The sequence below is a fragment of the Streptomyces sp. NBC_00525 genome, assembly GCF_036346595.1.
Lineage (GTDB): Bacteria > Actinomycetota > Actinomycetes > Streptomycetales > Streptomycetaceae > Streptomyces.
Map to the genome: position 1 here is coordinate 1,396,182 of NZ_CP107834.1, position 15,853 is coordinate 1,412,034.

Below are 15,853 nucleotides of genomic sequence, written 5' to 3' on the forward strand. Positions count from 1 at the left end.
TCAGTCCAGCCAGACATATCCGGCGAGCCGCCCGGTGGTGCGCTCGCGTCGGTACGAGAAGTGGTCGCCCGATTCCAGGGTGCAGAAGGGCGATGCCTGCCGGTCGGTGACGCCGAGGGCCGCCAACTGGGCGTGCACTCCGCCGGTCACGTCGACCGCCGGGGTGCCCCAGCCGGTCTCGGACCAGGAACCGGGCACCCGCGCGGCGACCTCGTCCCGCATCGCGGCCGGCACCTCGTAGCACCGCCCGCACACGGCAGGTCCGGTCCGCGCGGTGATCCGGGAGACCTCCGCGCCGAGCCCGGTCATGGCCTCGACCGCGGCCGGCACGACCCCGGCGACCAGCCCCGGCCGGCCCGCGTGCACCGCGGCGACGACCCCGGCCTCCGGGTCGGCGAGCAGGACCGGTGTGCAGTCGGCGGTGAGCACGGCGAGCGCGAGGCCGCGCCGCGCGGTCACCACCGCGTCCACCGCGGGGATCTCGCGGTCCGCGCCCCAGGGTCCGTCGACCACGGCGACGTCCCGGCCGTGGACCTGGTTCATCCAGACCACCCGGGCCGGGTCGAGCCCGCGCGCCCGCGCGGCCCGCTCCCGGTTCGCCAGAACGGCGGCGGGGTCGTCGCCGACCGCGCCGCCGAGATTGAGCTCCGCGTACGGGGCGGCGCTCACTCCGCCCCACCGGTCGGTGAAGGAGAAGTGAGCGCCGCCCCGCGAAAAGACTGAGACCTTCGGGCTCACCGCAGTGTTCGCACCTATCACTTCAAGAAGTCCGGTACGTCCAGCTCTTCGGCCTGGGAGTCCGAGTAGGGACGGGCCGGCGGGACGTGCGGCGGGGCGACGACCGGCGGGAGGTGGCTCTCGCCCGCGACCGGAACCGGCTCCGACTGCACCGGCGGCTCCTCGCGCGGCGGGACCGAACCCAGCCCGCCCGACTGACGGACCGGCTCGGGGGCGGCCCGCACCGGCGCCGGGGCCGGCTCCTCGCGCTTGGCGGTGTTCGCGCCCAGCACGTTCTCCCGGCGGGCCGGCGGCTGTCCGCCGTCGAAGCCCGCCGCGATGACGGTGACCCGCACCTCGTCGCCCAGGGCGTCGTCGATGACGGCGCCGAAGATGATGTTGGCCTCGGGGTGCGCCGCCTCGCTCACCAGCTGGGCGGCCTCGTTGATCTCGAAGAGACCGAGGTCGCTGCCGCCGGAGATGGAGAGCAGCACGCCGCGGGCGCCGTCGATGGACGCCTCCAGGAGCGGCGAGGAGATCGCCATCTCCGCGGCGGCCACCGCGCGGTCGTCGCCGCGGGCGGAGCCGATGCCCATGAGCGCGGAGCCGGCCTCGGACATGACCGACTTGACGTCGGCGAAGTCGAGGTTGATCAGGCCCGGCGTGGTGATGAGGTCGGTGATGCCCTGGACGCCCGAGAGCAGGACCTGGTCGGCCGACTTGAACGCGTCGAGCACGCTGACCTGACGGTCCGAGATGGACAGCAGCCGGTCGTTGGGGATGACGATGAGGGTGTCGACCTCTTCGCGGAGTTCGGCGATGCCGTCCTCCGCCTGGTTCGCGCGGCGCCGGCCCTCGAAGGTGAACGGGCGGGTGACCACACCGATCGTCAGGGCGCCGAGCGAGCGCGCGATGTTGGCGACGACGGGTGCGCCACCGGTGCCGGTGCCGCCGCCTTCGCCTGCGGTGACGAAGACCATGTCGGCCCCCTTGAGGACCTCCTCGATCTCCTCACGGTGGTCCTCTGCCGCCTTGCGACCGACTGCCGGGTTCGCCCCGGCGCCGAGGCCGCGGGTGAGTTCGCGGCCGACGTCGAGCTTGACGTCGGCGTCGCTCATCAACAGGGCTTGCGCATCCGTGTTGATCGCGATGAACTCGACGCCCTTGAGGCCGACCTCGATCATTCGGTTGATGGCATTGACACCACCGCCGCCGACACCGATGACCTTGATGACTGCGAGGTAGTTCTGCGGTGCTGCCACGTCGAAGGCCTCTCGCCTCGAGTTATGTGTCGTCGCTTGGCGGTGGTCACGCCGCGACGACGGATGCCGATTGGGACGGTCCGAACGCCGACCCAAACCCTAACGTTCAAGTTTAGGGTTACCAGTGTGTCTGCTTCATGGACTCTTCCGAACAGGACACTAAGTCGACAAGTGGCGCCCGTTCAACGAACACGCCGAACCTCCCGTTTTTCTTTTCACCCTATGTGATCACCCGTAGCGCTGACCAACCAGGGTGCTGGCCAGCCCAAATGTGCGTCAACCACCCGACACCGCCGGGGCGGTGGGCGCACTCACGTCGAAGTGTCCCGCTTTGGGGGCGACTTTCATGAGAGCGGTGAGAACTTTCGCTTTCGCCGCACCCGCTTCACCGCTTCCCCACATCACCGTGCGATCCCCGCCGAGCTCCAGCGAGATGGCGTCGTACGAGGTCACCCGCACGACCCGGGTGTCCCCGGCGACCGCGTCCGGAAGGTCGCCCGCCACCCGGACCGCCTCCCGCACCAGCCGGTCCGTGCCGAAACGGCGCAGACTCGGAGAACGGTCGGCGGCCAATTCCAGCAGCGGCACCCGCGCGGGCGCCTTGTCCACCGTGGCGAAACGGACGCCTTCGTCGTCCACTTCAATGAACTTTCCGCCCTTTTTCACCAAAAGGACCGGCTTTCGTTCGGTCACTCTAAGACCGATGCCGTGCGGCCATGAGCGAACGACATCCACCTCGTCGATACGAGGCAACTTCTGGCGCAACCGCCGCTCGATCGCCCCTGTGTCGACGGAGACCAGCGGCGTCCCCATGGGCACCGCCGCAGCGCGCTCCACCTCGGCCGGGGTCAGCACCCCGAGGCCGGTGATCCGGACGTCCTCGGTGCGCAGCCAGGAGGAGCCGTACAGCGCCCAGACGGCTCCGGAGCCGAGCAGCAGCACGGCGGCCGCGATCAGGATCAGCAGCCGGCGCCGGGAGATCCGGGGCTCGTCGGCGCCGGGGCGCGGCGGCCGCTCCCGGGTGTCCTGCTGCTTGCCCGCGCCGCGCTGGGCGGTCGTCGGTCCGGCCACGCTCGCTCCTTACGCCGGGTCCGGGGGCCATCGCCCCCGGACCCGCCCGCCTCACGCGTTGCGGCGTGCGGCAATCGCCTCGTACACCATGCCGACCAGCAGATCGTCGGCGTCCCGGCGGCCGAACTCGGCGGCGGCCCTGGACATTTCATACAACCGGTGCGGATCGGACAGCACCGGGAGGACGTTGCCCTGCACCCACTCCGGGGTCAGCGCGGCGTCGTCCACCAGCAGACCGCCGCCGGCGTTCACCACCGGCTGGGCGTTCAGCCGCTGTTCGCCGTTGCCGATGGGCAACGGGACGTAGGCGGCGGGCAGTCCGACGGCGGAGAGTTCGGCGACGGTCATCGCGCCCGCGCGGCAGAGCATCATGTCGGCCGCGGCGTACGCGAGATCCATCCGGTCCACGTACGGTACCGGGATGTAGGGGGGCATCCCCGGCATGTTGTCCACGCGCGGCAATTCGTTCTTCGGTCCGACCACGTGCAGGATCTGGATGCCGGAGCGCTGCAGCAGCGGGGCGACGCGCTGCACCACCTCGTTCAGATGGCGGGCGCCCTGCGAGCCGCCGGAGACCAGCAGCGTCGGCAGGTTGGGGTCGAGGCCGAACGCCGCGCGCGCCTCGGGGCGGACGTAGGCCCGGTCGAGGGTGGCGATGGTGCGGCGGAGCGGGATGCCGATGTAACGGGCCCCGCGCAGCTTGCTGTCCGGGGTGGAGACGGCGACGCCGTGCGCGTACCGGGAGCCGATCTTGTTGGCCAGGCCGGGCCGGGCGTTGGCCTCGTGGACCACGATCGGGACGCCGGCCCGTTTGGCGGCCAGATAGCCCGGCAGGGCCACGTAACCGCCGAAGCCGACCACGCAGTCGGCCCTGGTGCGTTCCAGGATCTGCTCGGCGGCCTTGATGGTGCCGCGCAGCCGGCCCGGAACGGTGATCAGTTCGGGCGTGGGCTTGCGCGGCAGCGGTACCGCCGGGATCAGGGCGAGTTCGTAACCCCGCTCGGGCACGAGCCTGGTCTCCAGTCCCCGCTCCGTGCCGAGAGCGGTGATCCCCACGCTCGGGTCCTGCCTGCGCAGGGCGTCCGCGAGGGCAAGCGCGGGCTCGATGTGGCCGGCGGTCCCCCCGCCGGCGAGTACGACATGCACCGAAATTCACCGCTCTCCGGACGGACGCTTCTTGACGCGCCGTCTCATCGTCTTCCATCTCACCCCTGGCCTCCGCACGGCCAGGGCCGCCTTCGCGGCGGGCTCGTCCCGCGCGAACGCGATCAGGAGCCCGACGGCGAACATGGTCGGCAGCAGGGCCGACCCCCCGTAGGAGAACAGCGGGAGCGGGACACCGGCGATCGGCAGCAGGCCGAGCACCGCACCGATGTTGATCACGGCCTGCGCCGTGATCCAGGTGGTCACACCTCCCGCTGCGTACCTCACGAAGGGGTCCTCCGTGCGTCCGGCCACGCGGATACCCGCATAGCCTAGAGCCGCGAAGAGGGCGAGCACCGACAGCGTCCCCGCCAGCCCCAGTTCCTCCCCGGTGATGGCGAAGATGAAGTCGGTGTGCGGTTCGGGAAGTTGTCCCCATTTTTCCACACTCGCACCGAGGCCCGATCCGAACCAGCCGCCCGAGGCCAGAGCATAGATGCCGTGCACGGCCTGCCAGCAGGAGCCACCGGGTCCGGGCTCGCTGGCCCCCATGCACTCCAGCCGGGACATGCGGTTGGGGCTGGTCCGGATCAACAGGAAGCCGATGAGTCCCGCGACGGCCAGCACCCCGGCGAACAGCCGGGTGGGCGCCCCGGCCAGCCAGAGCAGCCCGAAGAGGATGGCCGTGAGAATGATCGCGGTGCCCATGTCGCCGCCGAGCATGATGAGTCCGAGCAGCATGAAGGCGACCGGCACCAGCGGGACCAGCATGTGCTTCCACTGGGTCAGCAGCCGCCTGTCCTGCTTGCGGGCGAGCAGATCGGCCCCCCACAGCACCAGGGCCAGCTTGCCGAACTCGCTGGGCTGGAGCTGGAAGGGCCCGCCGAGGTAGAGCCAGTTGCGGTTGCCGTTGACCGACATCCCTATCCCGGGCACCTGGACCAGCACCATCAGGAAGACGGTGCCCAGGAGCAGCGGGTAGGACAGCGCGCGGTGCAGCTTGACCGGCATCCGGGCGGCCATCGCCATCAGCCCGGCCCCGATCACGGCGGCCAGGAACTGCTTGCGGAAGAAGTAGGTGCCGGGCTTGCCGAGTTCCAGCGCCTTGATCATCGAGGCGGAGTAGACCATCACCAGGCCGAGCACGGTGATCAGGAGTCCGGCGCCGAGGATGACGTAGTACGCCGTCAGCGGGCGGTCCCAGGCCCGCCGGGCCCGCTCGTACAGCCGCCGCACTCCCCCGCCGCGCGGGCTGCGGGGACCACCGCCCGTGCTCCGGGCCCGCACCGCCGCGGGCCGCCGGACCTTGGCAGCAGGCCGCACCCGCACGCTCTCTTCGGCCGGCATGTCCCTGTCCCCTCCACTGCTCGTGCCCAGGGGCTCACCCGCCCCGGCGTGTGGGCCGGTGCGGCGCGGCGGCCGGGCCCGTCAGGCGCTCTCGGCGGCGCGTGCGCGGACGGCGTCCGCGAAGGCCTCGCCCCGCTTGTTGTAGTTGACGAACATGTCCATGGAGGCACAGGCCGGGGCCATCAGTACGGTGTCTCCCGGCCGGGCGAGCCGTGCCGCCTCGCGGACCGCCTCGGACATCGCCCCAGTGTCGGTCCGGTCGAGGTCGACCACCGGGACCTCGGGGGCGTGTCGCGTCAGGGCTTCGCGGATCAGGGCCCGGTCCGCGCCCATCAGCACGACGCCCCGCAGCCGCTTCGCGCAGCCGGTCACCAGCTCGTCGAAGGTGGCTCCCTTGGCCAGCCCGCCGGCGATCCAGACGATGGAGTCGTAGGCGGCGAGCGAGGCCTCGGCGGCGTGCGTGTTGGTGGCCTTGGAGTCGTCCACGTACGCGACCCCGTCGACGTCCGCGACGTGCTCGATGCGGTGCGGGTCGGGGCGGAAGGCGCGCAGACCGTCGCGCACGGCGGCGGGTGCGACGCCGAAGGCGCGGGCCAGGGCCGCGGCGGCCAGGGCGTTGGCGACGTTGTGCGGGGCCGGCGGGTCGACGTCGGCGACCTCTGCCAGTTCCTGGGCCTGCTTCTGGCGGTTCTTCACGAACGCGCGGTCCACGAGGATGCCGTCCACGACGCCGAGTTGCGAGGGCCCCGGCGTGCCGAGGGTGAAGCCGATGGCCCGGCAGCCCTCCTCGACGTCCGCCTCGCGCACCAGGTCCTCGGTGGCCGGGTCGGCCGCGTTGTAGACGCAGGCGACCGTGTTGCCCTCGTAGATCCGGCCCTTGTCGGCCGCGTACGCCGCCATGGAGCCGTGCCAGTCGAGGTGGTCCGGGGCCAGGTTGAGGACGGCCCCGGAGTGGGCGCGCAGCGAGGGCGCCCAGTGCAGCTGGTAGCTGGAGAGTTCGACGGCGAGCACGTCGTACGTCTCCTCGCCGAGGACGGCGTCCAGCAGCGAGACGCCGATGTTGCCGACGGCGGCGGTGCGCAGCCCGGCGGCCTCCAGGATGGCGGCCAGCATCCGAACGGTCGTGGTCTTGCCGTTGGTGCCGGTGACCGCGAGCCAGGGCGCGGGCTCCCGGCCGTCCAGGCCGCGCAGCCGCCAGGCGAGTTCGACGTCGCCCCAGACCGGGACGCCCGCGTCGGCGGCCGCGGCGAACAGCGGCTTGCCGGGCTTCCAGCCGGGGGCGGTGACGACGAGTTCGGTGGACGGGGGCAGGGTGTCGCCGTCGCCGAGGCGCACGGCGATGCCCTGCGCCTCCAGCTCGGCGGCCTGGGCGCGGGAGCGCTCGTCGTCCCCGTCGTTGACCACGGTGACGACGGCGCCGAGGCCGTGCAGGACACGGGCGGCCGGGATTCCGGAGACCCCGAGGCCGGCGACCGTGACGTGCTTGCCCTGCCAGTCCGCTTTGCTCACTTCTTGGCTGCCCATCCTGCGTAGAAGAGGCCGAGTCCGACGATGACGCACATGCCCTGGATGATCCAGAAGCGGACCACGACAAGCACTTCGGACCACCCCTTGAGTTCGAAGTGGTGCTGGAGGGGGGCCATCCGGAAGACGCGCTTGCCGGTCATCTTGAACGAGCCGACCTGGATGACGACGGACATCGTGATCATCACGAAGAGGCCGCCGAGGATCGCCATCAGGAACTCGGTGCGCGAGCAGATCGCGAGGCCGGCGAGCGCGCCGCCGAGGGCGAGCGAGCCGGTGTCCCCCATGAAGATCTTGGCCGGCGAGGTGTTCCACCACAGGAAGCCGAAGCAGGAGCCCATCAGCGCGGAGGCCACGACGGCGAGGTCGAGCGGGTCGCGCACCTCGAAGCAGGCGCTCGGGTTGGTGAGGGTGGCGGCGTTGGCGCAGGACTCCTGGAACTGCCAGAGCCCGATGAAGGTGTACGCGCCGAAGACCATCACCGAGGCGCCGGTGGCCAGGCCGTCCAGACCGTCCGTCAGGTTCACGCCGTTGGACATGGCGAGGATCATGAACAGTGCCCAGACGACGAAGAGCACCGGGCCGATCGACCAGCCGAAGTCCTCGACGAACGAGAGCTTGTCGGAGGCCGGGGTGTTGCCGCGGGCGTCGGCGAACTGGAGCGAGAGCACCGCGAAGGCGATCCCGACTATCAGCTGGCCGGCCATCTTCGCCTTGGCCCGCAGACCGAGCGAGCGCTGCTTGACGATCTTGATGTAGTCGTCGAGGAAGCCGACGAGTCCCATGCCGGCCATCAGGAAGAGGACCAGCACACCGGAGAAGCGCATCTCCTCGCCGGTGATCACCTTCGCCAGGATGTACGCGATGATCGTCGCCAGGATGAAGGCGATGCCGCCCATCGTGGGCGTGCCCTTCTTGGACCCGTGGGTGCGCGGGCCGTCGTCCCGGATGAACTGCCCGTATCCCTTGCGGGCCAGGAGCTTGATCAGCAGCGGCGTGCCGATCAGGGTCAGGAAGAGCCCGATGGCTCCCGCGAAGAGGATCTGCCTCATCGGCCCGCGACCTCGCCCTCGGTCGCGTTCTCCAGCAGTGCGGTGACCACCTGTTCCAGGCCGACCGACCGGGACGCCTTCACCAGCACCACGTCACCCGGGCGCAGTTCCCTGCGCAACAGGTCGACGGCAGCCTGTGCGTCGGACACGTGCACCGACTCCTCACCCCACGAACCCTCGTTGTATGCGCCCAGTTGCAGCCAGGAGGCCTCTCTGCCCCCGACCGCGACGAGCTTGCTGACGTTGAGCCGGACGGCGAGCCGTCCGACCGCGTCGTGCTCGGCGAGCGAGGCGTCGCCGAGCTCGGCCATCAGGCCGAGCACCGCCCACGTACGACGCCCCTTCCCCATGGCGGCCAGAGCGCGCAGCGCGGCCTTCATGGATTCGGGGTTGGCGTTGTAGGCGTCATTGACGAACGTCACGCCGTCCGGACGCTCGGTGACCTCCATGCGCCAGCGGGAGAGGGTGCCCGCCTCGGAGAGCCCTTCGGCGATCTCGTCTGCGGACAGGCCCAGCTCATGGGCGACGGCGGCCGCGGCGAGCGCGTTCGACACGTGGTGCTCACCGTACAGGCGCATGGTCACCTCGCTGCACCCGGTGGGTGTGTGGAGACGGAACGCGGGGCGTCCGTCCTCGGTGAGGCGTACGGCTTCGCCCCGTACGTCCGCATCCGCGGCTTCGCCGAAGAGCACCACACGGGCCCGGGTACGGGAGGACATGGCGCGAACCAGAGGGTCGTCGGCGTTGAGCACGGCGACGCCGTCCGCGGGCAGCGACTCGACCATCTCGCCCTTGGCCAGGGCGATCTGCTCCTTGCCGCCGAACTCGCCGATGTGGGCGCTGCCGACGTTGAGCACGAGGCCGATGCGCGGGGGGACGAGTCCGGTGAGGTAGCGGATGTCCCCGACGTAGCGGGCGCCCATTTCGAGGACCAGGTGCCGGGTCTCGTCGGTGGCGCGCAGCGCGGTGAGCGGCAGGCCGATCTCGTTGTTGAGGTTGCCCTCCGGGTAGACGGTGGGCCCCTTGCGCTCCAGGAGCTGCGCGATGAGGTCCTTGGTGGAGGTCTTGCCCGCGGAGCCGGTGAGGGCTACGACGGTGGCGCCGAGGCGGCCGACGACGGCGCGGGCGAGCGCGCCGAGGGCGGCCACGACGTCGTCCACGACGATGGCGGGCACGCCGACGGGGCGGGTGGCCAGGACGAGGGCCGCGCCCGCCTCGACGGCGCGCGCGGCGTAGTCGTGGCCGTCGGCCCGCTCGCCGGCGAAGGCGACGAAGAGGCTGCCGGGCGTCACCTTGCGGGAGTCGATGACGACGGGTCCGCCGACGGTCACCGACCGATCCGGTATGTCGTGTGTCTGCCCGCCGACGATTTCGGCGATCTCGGCGAGGGTAAGGGCGATCACTTGGTCATCCCTGACTGTTGTTCTCGTGGTGGGAGGCGGCAGGGCCGGCGCCGTGCCCCAGGGTCCGTTCGATGGCCTCGCGCAGGACGACCCGGTCGTCGAAGGGGCGGACGACACCGTGGACGTCCTGGCCCTGCTCGTGGCCCTTGCCGGCGACGAGCACGGTGTCGCCCGGCTCGGCGCGGCTCACCGCGGCCGCGACGGCCGCGGCCCGGTCGGCGTCGACGAGGACGTCCCCGCGTTCGTGGACGGGCACCTCGGCGGCGCCGGCGAGCATGGCGGCGAGGATGCCGAGGGGGTCCTCGGAGCGGGGGTTGTCGGAGGTCAGTACGGCGGTGTCGGCGAGCCGGGCCGCCGCCGCGCCCATCGGGCCGCGCTTGGTGGTGTCGCGGTCGCCGCCGCAGCCGAGGACGATGTGCAGCCGGCCCTTGGTGACCTTGCGCAGGGCGCGCAGCACGGATTCGACGGCGTCGGTCTTGTGCGCGTAGTCGACGAGCGCGAGGTAGGGCTGCCCGGCGTCGACCCGCTCCAGCCGTCCGGGCACGCCCGGTACGGCGCCGACGCCGTCGGCCGCGGTCTGCGGGTCGATGCCGGCGACGGCGAGGGTGACGATCGCGGCCAGGGTGTTGGCGACGTTGAACGGGCCGGGCAGCGGGGCCTTGGCGGCGGCCCGTTCGCCCTGCGGGCCGACGACGGTGAACGTGGAGCCGAGCGGCCCGACGACGACATCCTCGGCGCGCCAGTCGGCGTCCGGGTGGCCCTCGGCGGAGAAGGTCGTCACCGGCACGGCCGCCTCGGTGACGAGCCTGCGGCCGTACGCGTCGTCGTAGTTGACGACGCCCCGCCTGCTGAGCCGGGGCGTGAACAGCTGCGCCTTGGCCTGGAAGTAGTCCTCCATGCCGGAGTGGAACTCCATGTGCTCCGGGCTGAGGTTGTTGAAGACGGCGATGTCGAAGACGCAGCCGTCGACCCGGCCGAGGACCAGCGCGTGGCTGGAGACCTCCATCGTGACGGCGTCCACGCCGCGTTCGCGCATGACGGCGAGCAGGGCCTGCAGGTCGGTGGCCTCGGGCGTGGTGCGCTCGGACTTGATGCGCTCGTCGCCGATCCGCATCTCCACGGTGCCGATGAGTCCGGTGGCGCGGCCGGCGCCCCGGAAGCCGCCCTCGACGAGGTAGGCGGTGGTGGTCTTGCCGGACGTGCCGGTGATGCCGATCCGCAGGAGTCCGGTGCCGGGCCTTCCGTAGATCTCGGCCGCGAGGTCACCCATCCGGGCGCGCGGCTCGTCGGTGACCAGGACCGGTACCCCGGTGGCGCGGGCGCGTTCGGCGCCGGAGGGGTCGGTGAGGATGGCGGCGGCGCCGAGCCCGGCCGCCTGGGCGGCGAAGTCGGCGCCGTGCAGGCGGGCGCCGGGCAGGGCCGCGTAGAGGTCTCCGGGGCGCACGGCGCGGGAGTCGTGGGTGATGCCGGTGACGTCACCGGTGCCGGGTGGTTCGATTCCCAGCCGCTCGGCCAGTGTGACGAGGGAGGTCGGCCGCAGCCGGTCCGGGCGGGGCGCTCCCGGATAGTTCACAGGCGCGTCCTTCTGGGTCGTTCGGGACTGTTCAGCGTGGGGCACGGCGGTGAGCGTACCGGGCGCACCCGGCCTCTCGCGAAGTGAGGGTGCGGCGGAACGGACGTTCTCGTTCCGGTTCCCTGGATCGGGGGTGATGGTCGTCACTGAGGGGTCTCCGCGAGTTCACTCGCCGGTTCCGAAGAACACCGGCAGATCGGCCGGCGCGCGGCCGGTGGGGGGCGTCTGGAGGGTCTTGAGGGCGAATTCCATGACCTGCTTGTAGATGGGTCCGCAGGTCTGGCCGCCGAAGTGGCTGCCCTTGGTGGGGTTCTGGATCGCGCAGTAGACGGTGACCTGGGGGTTGTCGGCGGGCGCGAAGCCGGCGAAGGACGCGGTGTAGCCGTGGTAGCCGCCGCGCACCGGGTCGACGCGGTTGGCGGTGCCGGTCTTGCCCGCGACCCGGTAGCCGGGGATCTGGGCCTTGGTGCCGGTGCCCTCCTGGTCGCTGACGACCGATTCGAGCATGCGGGCGAGGGTCTTGGCGGTCTTCTCGCTGACGACCCGGGTCTGTTCGGGGGCCTCGGCCGGGGTGAAGCGGCCGTCCGGGCCCCGGGTGCCGCGTACCAGCGTCGGCTGGATGCGTACGCCGCCGTTGGCGATCGTGGAGTAGATCGAGGCGGCCTGCATGGCGTTGAGGGAGAGGCCCTGGCCGAACGGGATCGTGTACTGCTGCGAGGTGGACCAGTCCTCGGGCTTGGCGAGTAGGCCGGCCGTCTCGCCGGGGTAGCCGAGCCCGGTGGGCGATCCGATGCCGAATTTCCTCAGATAGGAGTACAGGACCTTGTTGGCCTCGGCCTGCGTCCTGCCCAGCTCGCCGGTGGCCATGATGGTGCCGATGTTGCTGGACTTGGCGAGTACGCCGTTGAGCGTCAGGTGCCAGGTGGGGTGGTCGATGTCGTCCTTGAAGAGGCGGTCGCCCCGGTGCAGCCGGTTGGGGACCGTGACATGGGTGAGGGGCGTGGCGGCGCCCTCCTCCAGGACGGCGGCCATGGACATCACCTTGCTGGTGGAGCCGGGCTCGTAGACGTCCTGGAGGGCCGCGTTGCCCAGCGCCGCGGCGTCGGCCTGCGAGAGGTCGTTGGGGTCGAAGCCGGGGGCGTTGGCCATGGCGAGGACCTCGCCGGTGCGGGTGTTCTGCACGACGACGTAGCCGCGGTCGGCCTTGGACTTGGCCACCTGGTCGGAGATGGCCTTCTGGGCCGCCCACTGGATGTCGCGGTCGATGGTCAGCTCGATGTCGGAGCCGGGCACCGCCGGGATCTCCTTGGTGCCCGCCGTGGGCACCCGCCGGCCGCCGGACTGGGCGTACTTGATGGTGCCGTCCTCGCCCGCCAGTTCCTTGTCCAGCTGGAACTCCAGGCCGCCCGCGCCCTCGCCGCCGGCGTTGACGTAACCCAGTATCCCGGCGGCCAGGGCCCCGTTGGGGTAGACCCGCTTGGTGGTGCTCTCCTGGAAGACGCCCGCGAGGACGTTCGCGCCGGGGCCGCCGGCGGCCTTGTCCTTGGCGGCCTTCTCGGCGAAGACGGACTTGAGGTCCTTGATCTGCTTCCATACCTGCGGCGTCTGCCTGCGGGCCAGGACCGCGTAGCGGCTCTTCGGCTTGGAGAGCTTCTTGACCAGGTCGTCCGCGTCCACGCCCAGGATCGGCGCGAGCAGCGCGGCGGCCTGCTGCGGGGCGTCGGGGGCCTTGCTGTCGGCCGGGGTGAACATCTTGGGGTCGGCGGTGATGTCGTACGCGTCCACGCTGGTGGCCAGCGCGATGCCGCTGCGGTCGGTGATCTCGCCGCGCTCGGCGGCGACCGTGTAGCTCAGGTAGCGGTTCTTCTCGGCCTTCGCGGCGTACGCGTGGGCGTCGACCGCCTGGACCTGGAGGAGCCGGACGACGAACGCGATCATGACGAGCGTCAGGGCGAGGCTGATCAGCCGGAGCCTGGGGCGCGGGCTGCCCAGCCGCAGCGTCCGGGCGGCCCGCCCGCGCGGTGTCCGGCCGCGCGGCGGGGCGGCGGGGGCGCGCCGCCGCTGCTGGGGCCGGGGGCGGCCGGAGGCGGCGGCGTTACGGGGTCGCGCGGGGCCGGGGACCCGGCGGCGCGGCGGTTCCTTGGGGGGCACTGCGTCACCTGCCGGGGCTCGTGGAGGGCTGGGCGGCCGGGGTGGCGCCCGCCGTGCCCGAGGGGCCGGGCGCGGGCGTGGCGGCGGCAGGCGTGGCGGCCTGCGCGGGGGATGCGGTGGGGGTGGGCGTGCCGGCGGGGGACGCGGTGGCTGCGGGGGTCGTCGGCGGGGGCGCGGTGACCGGGGCGGGGGCGGCCTCGGACGGGACGCCCCGGACCTTGCCGTCCGGGCCGAGGAAGGCGGGGCTGCCGCCGGGGACCATGCCCAGCTCACGGGCGCGCCGCTCCAGGGCGTCGGGCTCGAAGGAGGCGTCGACGTCGCGCTGGAGGGCCTGCTGCTCGTCGGTGAGCTCGGTGGTCCGCTTCTTCAGCTCGCTCAGCTCGAAGGAGCCTTCGTTGAGCGCCGAGTTGAGCAGCAGCAGGGTGATCAGGCCGCCGCCCAGGAGCAGCACGACCAGCAGCACGAACGGGGTCCGGGCGGCGGTGCTCGGCCCGGCGGGCATCAGCCGGGTGAGCCGTGCGGCGCGTCCTTTCACCTGCCCGGCCGGTTTGCTCACCGCTCGTCCTCGCGGATGCGCTGGGCGCCGCGCAGCCGGGCGGGGGCGGCGCGCCGGTTCTCGGCGACCTCTTCCTCGGTGGGGAGTTCGGCGCCCCGGGTGAGCAGTTTGAGCCGGGGCTGGTAGCGCTCGGGGACGACGGGCAGGCCGGGCGGGGCGGTGTTGGCGGCGCCGGCCGCGAGGACCTGCTTCACCAGCCGGTCCTCCAGCGACTGGTAGGCGAGGACCGCGATGCGGCCGCCCACGGCGAGGGAGGCGACGGCTGCCGGGATGGCCCGCTCCAGCACCGTCAGCTCGCCGTTGACCTCGATGCGCAGGGCCTGGAAGGTGCGCTTGGCGGGGTTGCCGCCGGTGCGCATGGCGGCCTGCGGCAGGGCTTCGCGGATCAGTTCGACGAGCCGGGCGCTGTTGGTGAAGGGTTCCCTCTCGCGTTCGCGCACGATGGCGGAGACGATCCGCTTGGCCTGCTTCTCCTCGCCGTACGCGCGCAGGATGCGCACCAGCTCGCCCGGCGGGTAGGTGTTGAGGACCTCGGCGGCGCTGATGCCGGTCGTCTGGTCCATGCGCATGTCGAGGGGCGCGTCGCGGGCGTAGGCGAAGCCCCGGTCGGACTCGTCCAGCTGCATCGAGGAGACGCCGAGGTCGAACAGGATGCCCTGCACCCTGGGGATGCCGAGCCGGTCGAGGACCTCGGGCAGCTCGTCGTAGACGGCGTGCACCAGGGTCGCGCGGTCGCCGTAGGGGGCGAGCCGCTCGCCGGAGAGGCGCAGCGCCTCCTTGTCGCGGTCCAGCGCGATCAGCCGGACGGCGGGGAAGGCGGAGAGCAGCGCCTCGCTGTGGCCGCCGAGGCCCAGGGTGCAGTCGACGACCACGGGGGGCTGGGGGCCGGACGCCTCCAGAGCCGGTGCCAGCAGGTCCAGGCATCGCTGGAGCATCACCGGGACGTGTCGGGTCTGGCTCATGCGCCCTCTCAGGCTCAGCTCCCGGAGGGCGGGACGTACGGCCTGGTCCCCGCCCGCTCGCGAAGGGGAGGTCCGCCGGCGCCGGGGAAGGGGCGTCAGCCGACCGGCGAGCGGGAGAGGGCCGGGCCGTACGTACGCCGCGCACACGGGGAATAGTTCGAAATGTGCAGGCTGTCGGTAACTTCCCGTCACTTTAGTCCACCCTGCCACTCGATCGATTCCCGATCAATCAACCCGGCAGCGCGTCGGCGCCCGTCCGTTCACCCGCGCGGATGTCTGGAGGCGGGCTTGTGGATTACCTCACAACAATGGCTGTTGACGTTTTTTGTCCGCTTCCCCGTCCCTCCTGGAGGCATGAGGGGGTCTAACGTCTTGAGCATGTCGACTTCTGCGCACTCCCCCGCCGAGCCCTCCGCCCCAGCAGCCACGGTCACCGACCGTCTGGTGGAGGCGAACAGCAAGTACGCCTCAGAGTTCACGGACCCCGGTATGGACGCCAAGCCGGTGCTCCAGGTCGCCGTGGTCGCCTGCATGGACGCCCGGCTCGACCTGCACAAGGCCCTCGGCCTGGCGCTGGGCGACTGCCACACCATCCGCAACGCCGGCGGCGTGGTCACCGACGACGTCATCCGCTCGCTGGCGATCAGTCAGCGCGCGCTCGGCACCCGCAGCATCGTGCTCATCCACCACACGACCTGCGGCATGGAGTCGATCACCGAGGACTTCCGCCAGGAGCTGGAGCGCGAGGTCGGACAGCGGCCGTCGTGGGCCGTGGAGGCGTACACCGACGCCGACCAGGACGTCCGCCAGTCGATGCAGCGGGTCCGCACCTCGCCGTTCCTGAAGCACACCGACGACGTGCGCGGGTTCGTCTTCGACGTGACCACCGGCAAGCTGCGCGAGGTCCTGCCGGCCTGACCGGGGGTTCCCGCGGACCGGAGGGGATCGGGGTTTCCGCACGTCGCAGGGCGGCGGATGAACACCTTCCGGTGACAAAATCCTCACCCAATCCGACAAATCACCCGCGGTTGTCCACAGGCGAGTGACACGGAGCGGTAACGGCAACAAGAATGCGTGAGTGACACCACGCCG

13 protein-coding genes are annotated in these 15,853 nt (G+C 71.7%); 1 reads left to right on the top strand and 12 read right to left on the bottom strand.

Annotation, left to right across the window (positions count from 1 at the left end):
* From pgeF to rsmH, 12 genes are all read right to left on the bottom strand, one after another.
* Nucleotides 1-738 (bottom strand): peptidoglycan editing factor PgeF, encoded by a 738-nt coding sequence (pgeF, locus tag OG710_RS06195; RefSeq protein ID WP_330238424.1) that lies wholly within the window; start codon nucleotides 736-738, stop codon nucleotides 1-3.
* Nucleotides 739-755: 17 nt separating this feature from the next.
* Nucleotides 756-1,979, bottom strand: a complete 1,224-nt coding sequence (gene ftsZ, locus OG710_RS06200) for a cell division protein FtsZ (protein ID WP_111332677.1) — start codon at nucleotides 1,977-1,979, stop codon at nucleotides 756-758.
* Nucleotides 1,980-2,255: 276 nt separating this feature from the next.
* On the bottom strand, nucleotides 2,256-3,050 hold the full coding sequence (locus OG710_RS06205) for a cell division protein FtsQ/DivIB (protein ID WP_330238425.1): 795 nt from the start codon (nucleotides 3,048-3,050) through the stop codon (nucleotides 2,256-2,258).
* Between the two features lie 51 nt (nucleotides 3,051-3,101).
* Nucleotides 3,102-4,196 carry an undecaprenyldiphospho-muramoylpentapeptide beta-N-acetylglucosaminyltransferase gene (gene murG / locus OG710_RS06210; RefSeq protein ID WP_111332668.1) on the bottom strand — a complete coding sequence of 365 codons (1,095 nt, stop codon included), beginning with the start codon at nucleotides 4,194-4,196 and terminating at the stop codon, nucleotides 3,102-3,104.
* 6 nt (nucleotides 4,197-4,202) lie between these two features.
* Nucleotides 4,203-5,540, bottom strand: coding sequence for a putative lipid II flippase FtsW (ftsW, locus tag OG710_RS06215; protein ID WP_330238426.1), 1,338 nt, complete (start codon nucleotides 5,538-5,540; stop codon nucleotides 4,203-4,205).
* 81 nt (nucleotides 5,541-5,621) lie between these two features.
* Entirely contained in the window at nucleotides 5,622-7,049 is a 1,428-nt protein-coding gene (gene murD, locus OG710_RS06220) for a UDP-N-acetylmuramoyl-L-alanine--D-glutamate ligase (protein ID WP_330238427.1), read from the bottom strand.
* Complete coding sequence (gene mraY, locus OG710_RS06225) at nucleotides 7,046-8,116, bottom strand: phospho-N-acetylmuramoyl-pentapeptide-transferase (RefSeq protein ID WP_111332660.1); 1,071 nt, start codon at nucleotides 8,114-8,116, stop codon at nucleotides 7,046-7,048. The genes murD and mraY overlap by 4 nt, the downstream gene beginning before the upstream one ends.
* On the bottom strand, nucleotides 8,113-9,519 hold the full coding sequence (locus OG710_RS06230; protein WP_330238428.1) for a UDP-N-acetylmuramoyl-tripeptide--D-alanyl-D-alanine ligase: 1,407 nt from the start codon (nucleotides 9,517-9,519) through the stop codon (nucleotides 8,113-8,115). The genes mraY and OG710_RS06230 overlap by 4 nt, the downstream gene beginning before the upstream one ends.
* A 4-nt stretch (nucleotides 9,520-9,523) precedes the next feature.
* Entirely contained in the window at nucleotides 9,524-11,239 is a 1,716-nt protein-coding gene (locus OG710_RS06235) for a UDP-N-acetylmuramoyl-L-alanyl-D-glutamate--2,6-diaminopimelate ligase (RefSeq protein ID WP_330238429.1), read from the bottom strand.
* 18 nt (nucleotides 11,240-11,257) lie between these two features.
* Nucleotides 11,258-13,243 (bottom strand): peptidoglycan D,D-transpeptidase FtsI family protein, encoded by a 1,986-nt coding sequence (locus OG710_RS06240; RefSeq protein ID WP_330238430.1) that lies wholly within the window; start codon nucleotides 13,241-13,243, stop codon nucleotides 11,258-11,260.
* Between the two features lie 4 nt (nucleotides 13,244-13,247).
* A complete protein-coding gene (locus OG710_RS06245) occupies nucleotides 13,248-13,745 on the bottom strand; it encodes an FtsB family cell division protein (RefSeq protein ID WP_111335653.1) in 498 nt (165 codons plus the stop codon).
* 50 nt (nucleotides 13,746-13,795) lie between these two features.
* On the bottom strand, nucleotides 13,796-14,761 hold the full coding sequence (gene rsmH, locus OG710_RS06250) for a 16S rRNA (cytosine(1402)-N(4))-methyltransferase RsmH (RefSeq protein WP_330238431.1): 966 nt from the start codon (nucleotides 14,759-14,761) through the stop codon (nucleotides 13,796-13,798).
* 378 nt (nucleotides 14,762-15,139) lie between these two features.
* On the opposite strand from rsmH, the gene OG710_RS06255 reads away from it, so the two are divergent.
* The gene (locus tag OG710_RS06255) at nucleotides 15,140-15,679 is read left to right on the top strand and encodes a beta-class carbonic anhydrase (RefSeq protein ID WP_330238432.1); all 540 of its coding nucleotides are present in this window, start codon (nucleotides 15,140-15,142) and stop codon (nucleotides 15,677-15,679) included.
* Nucleotides 15,680-15,853: the final 174 nt, after the last annotated feature.

What these genes read in the sequence shown, in the direction of transcription:
- ftsW (WP_330238426.1), bottom strand. Translation starts at nt 5,540, where the DNA reads ATGCCGGCCGAAGAGAGCGTGCGGGTGCGGCCTGCTGCCAAGGTCCGG.
- mraY (WP_111332660.1), bottom strand. Translation starts at nt 8,116, where the DNA reads ATGAGGCAGATCCTCTTCGCGGGAGCCATCGGGCTCTTCCTGACCCTG.
- OG710_RS06245 (WP_111335653.1), bottom strand. Translation starts at nt 13,745, where the DNA reads ATGCCCGCCGGGCCGAGCACCGCCGCCCGGACCCCGTTCGTGCTGCTG.
- rsmH (WP_330238431.1), bottom strand. Translation starts at nt 14,761, where the DNA reads ATGAGCCAGACCCGACACGTCCCGGTGATGCTCCAGCGATGCCTGGAC.
- OG710_RS06255 (WP_330238432.1), top strand. Translation starts at nt 15,140, where the DNA reads ATGTCGACTTCTGCGCACTCCCCCGCCGAGCCCTCCGCCCCAGCAGCC.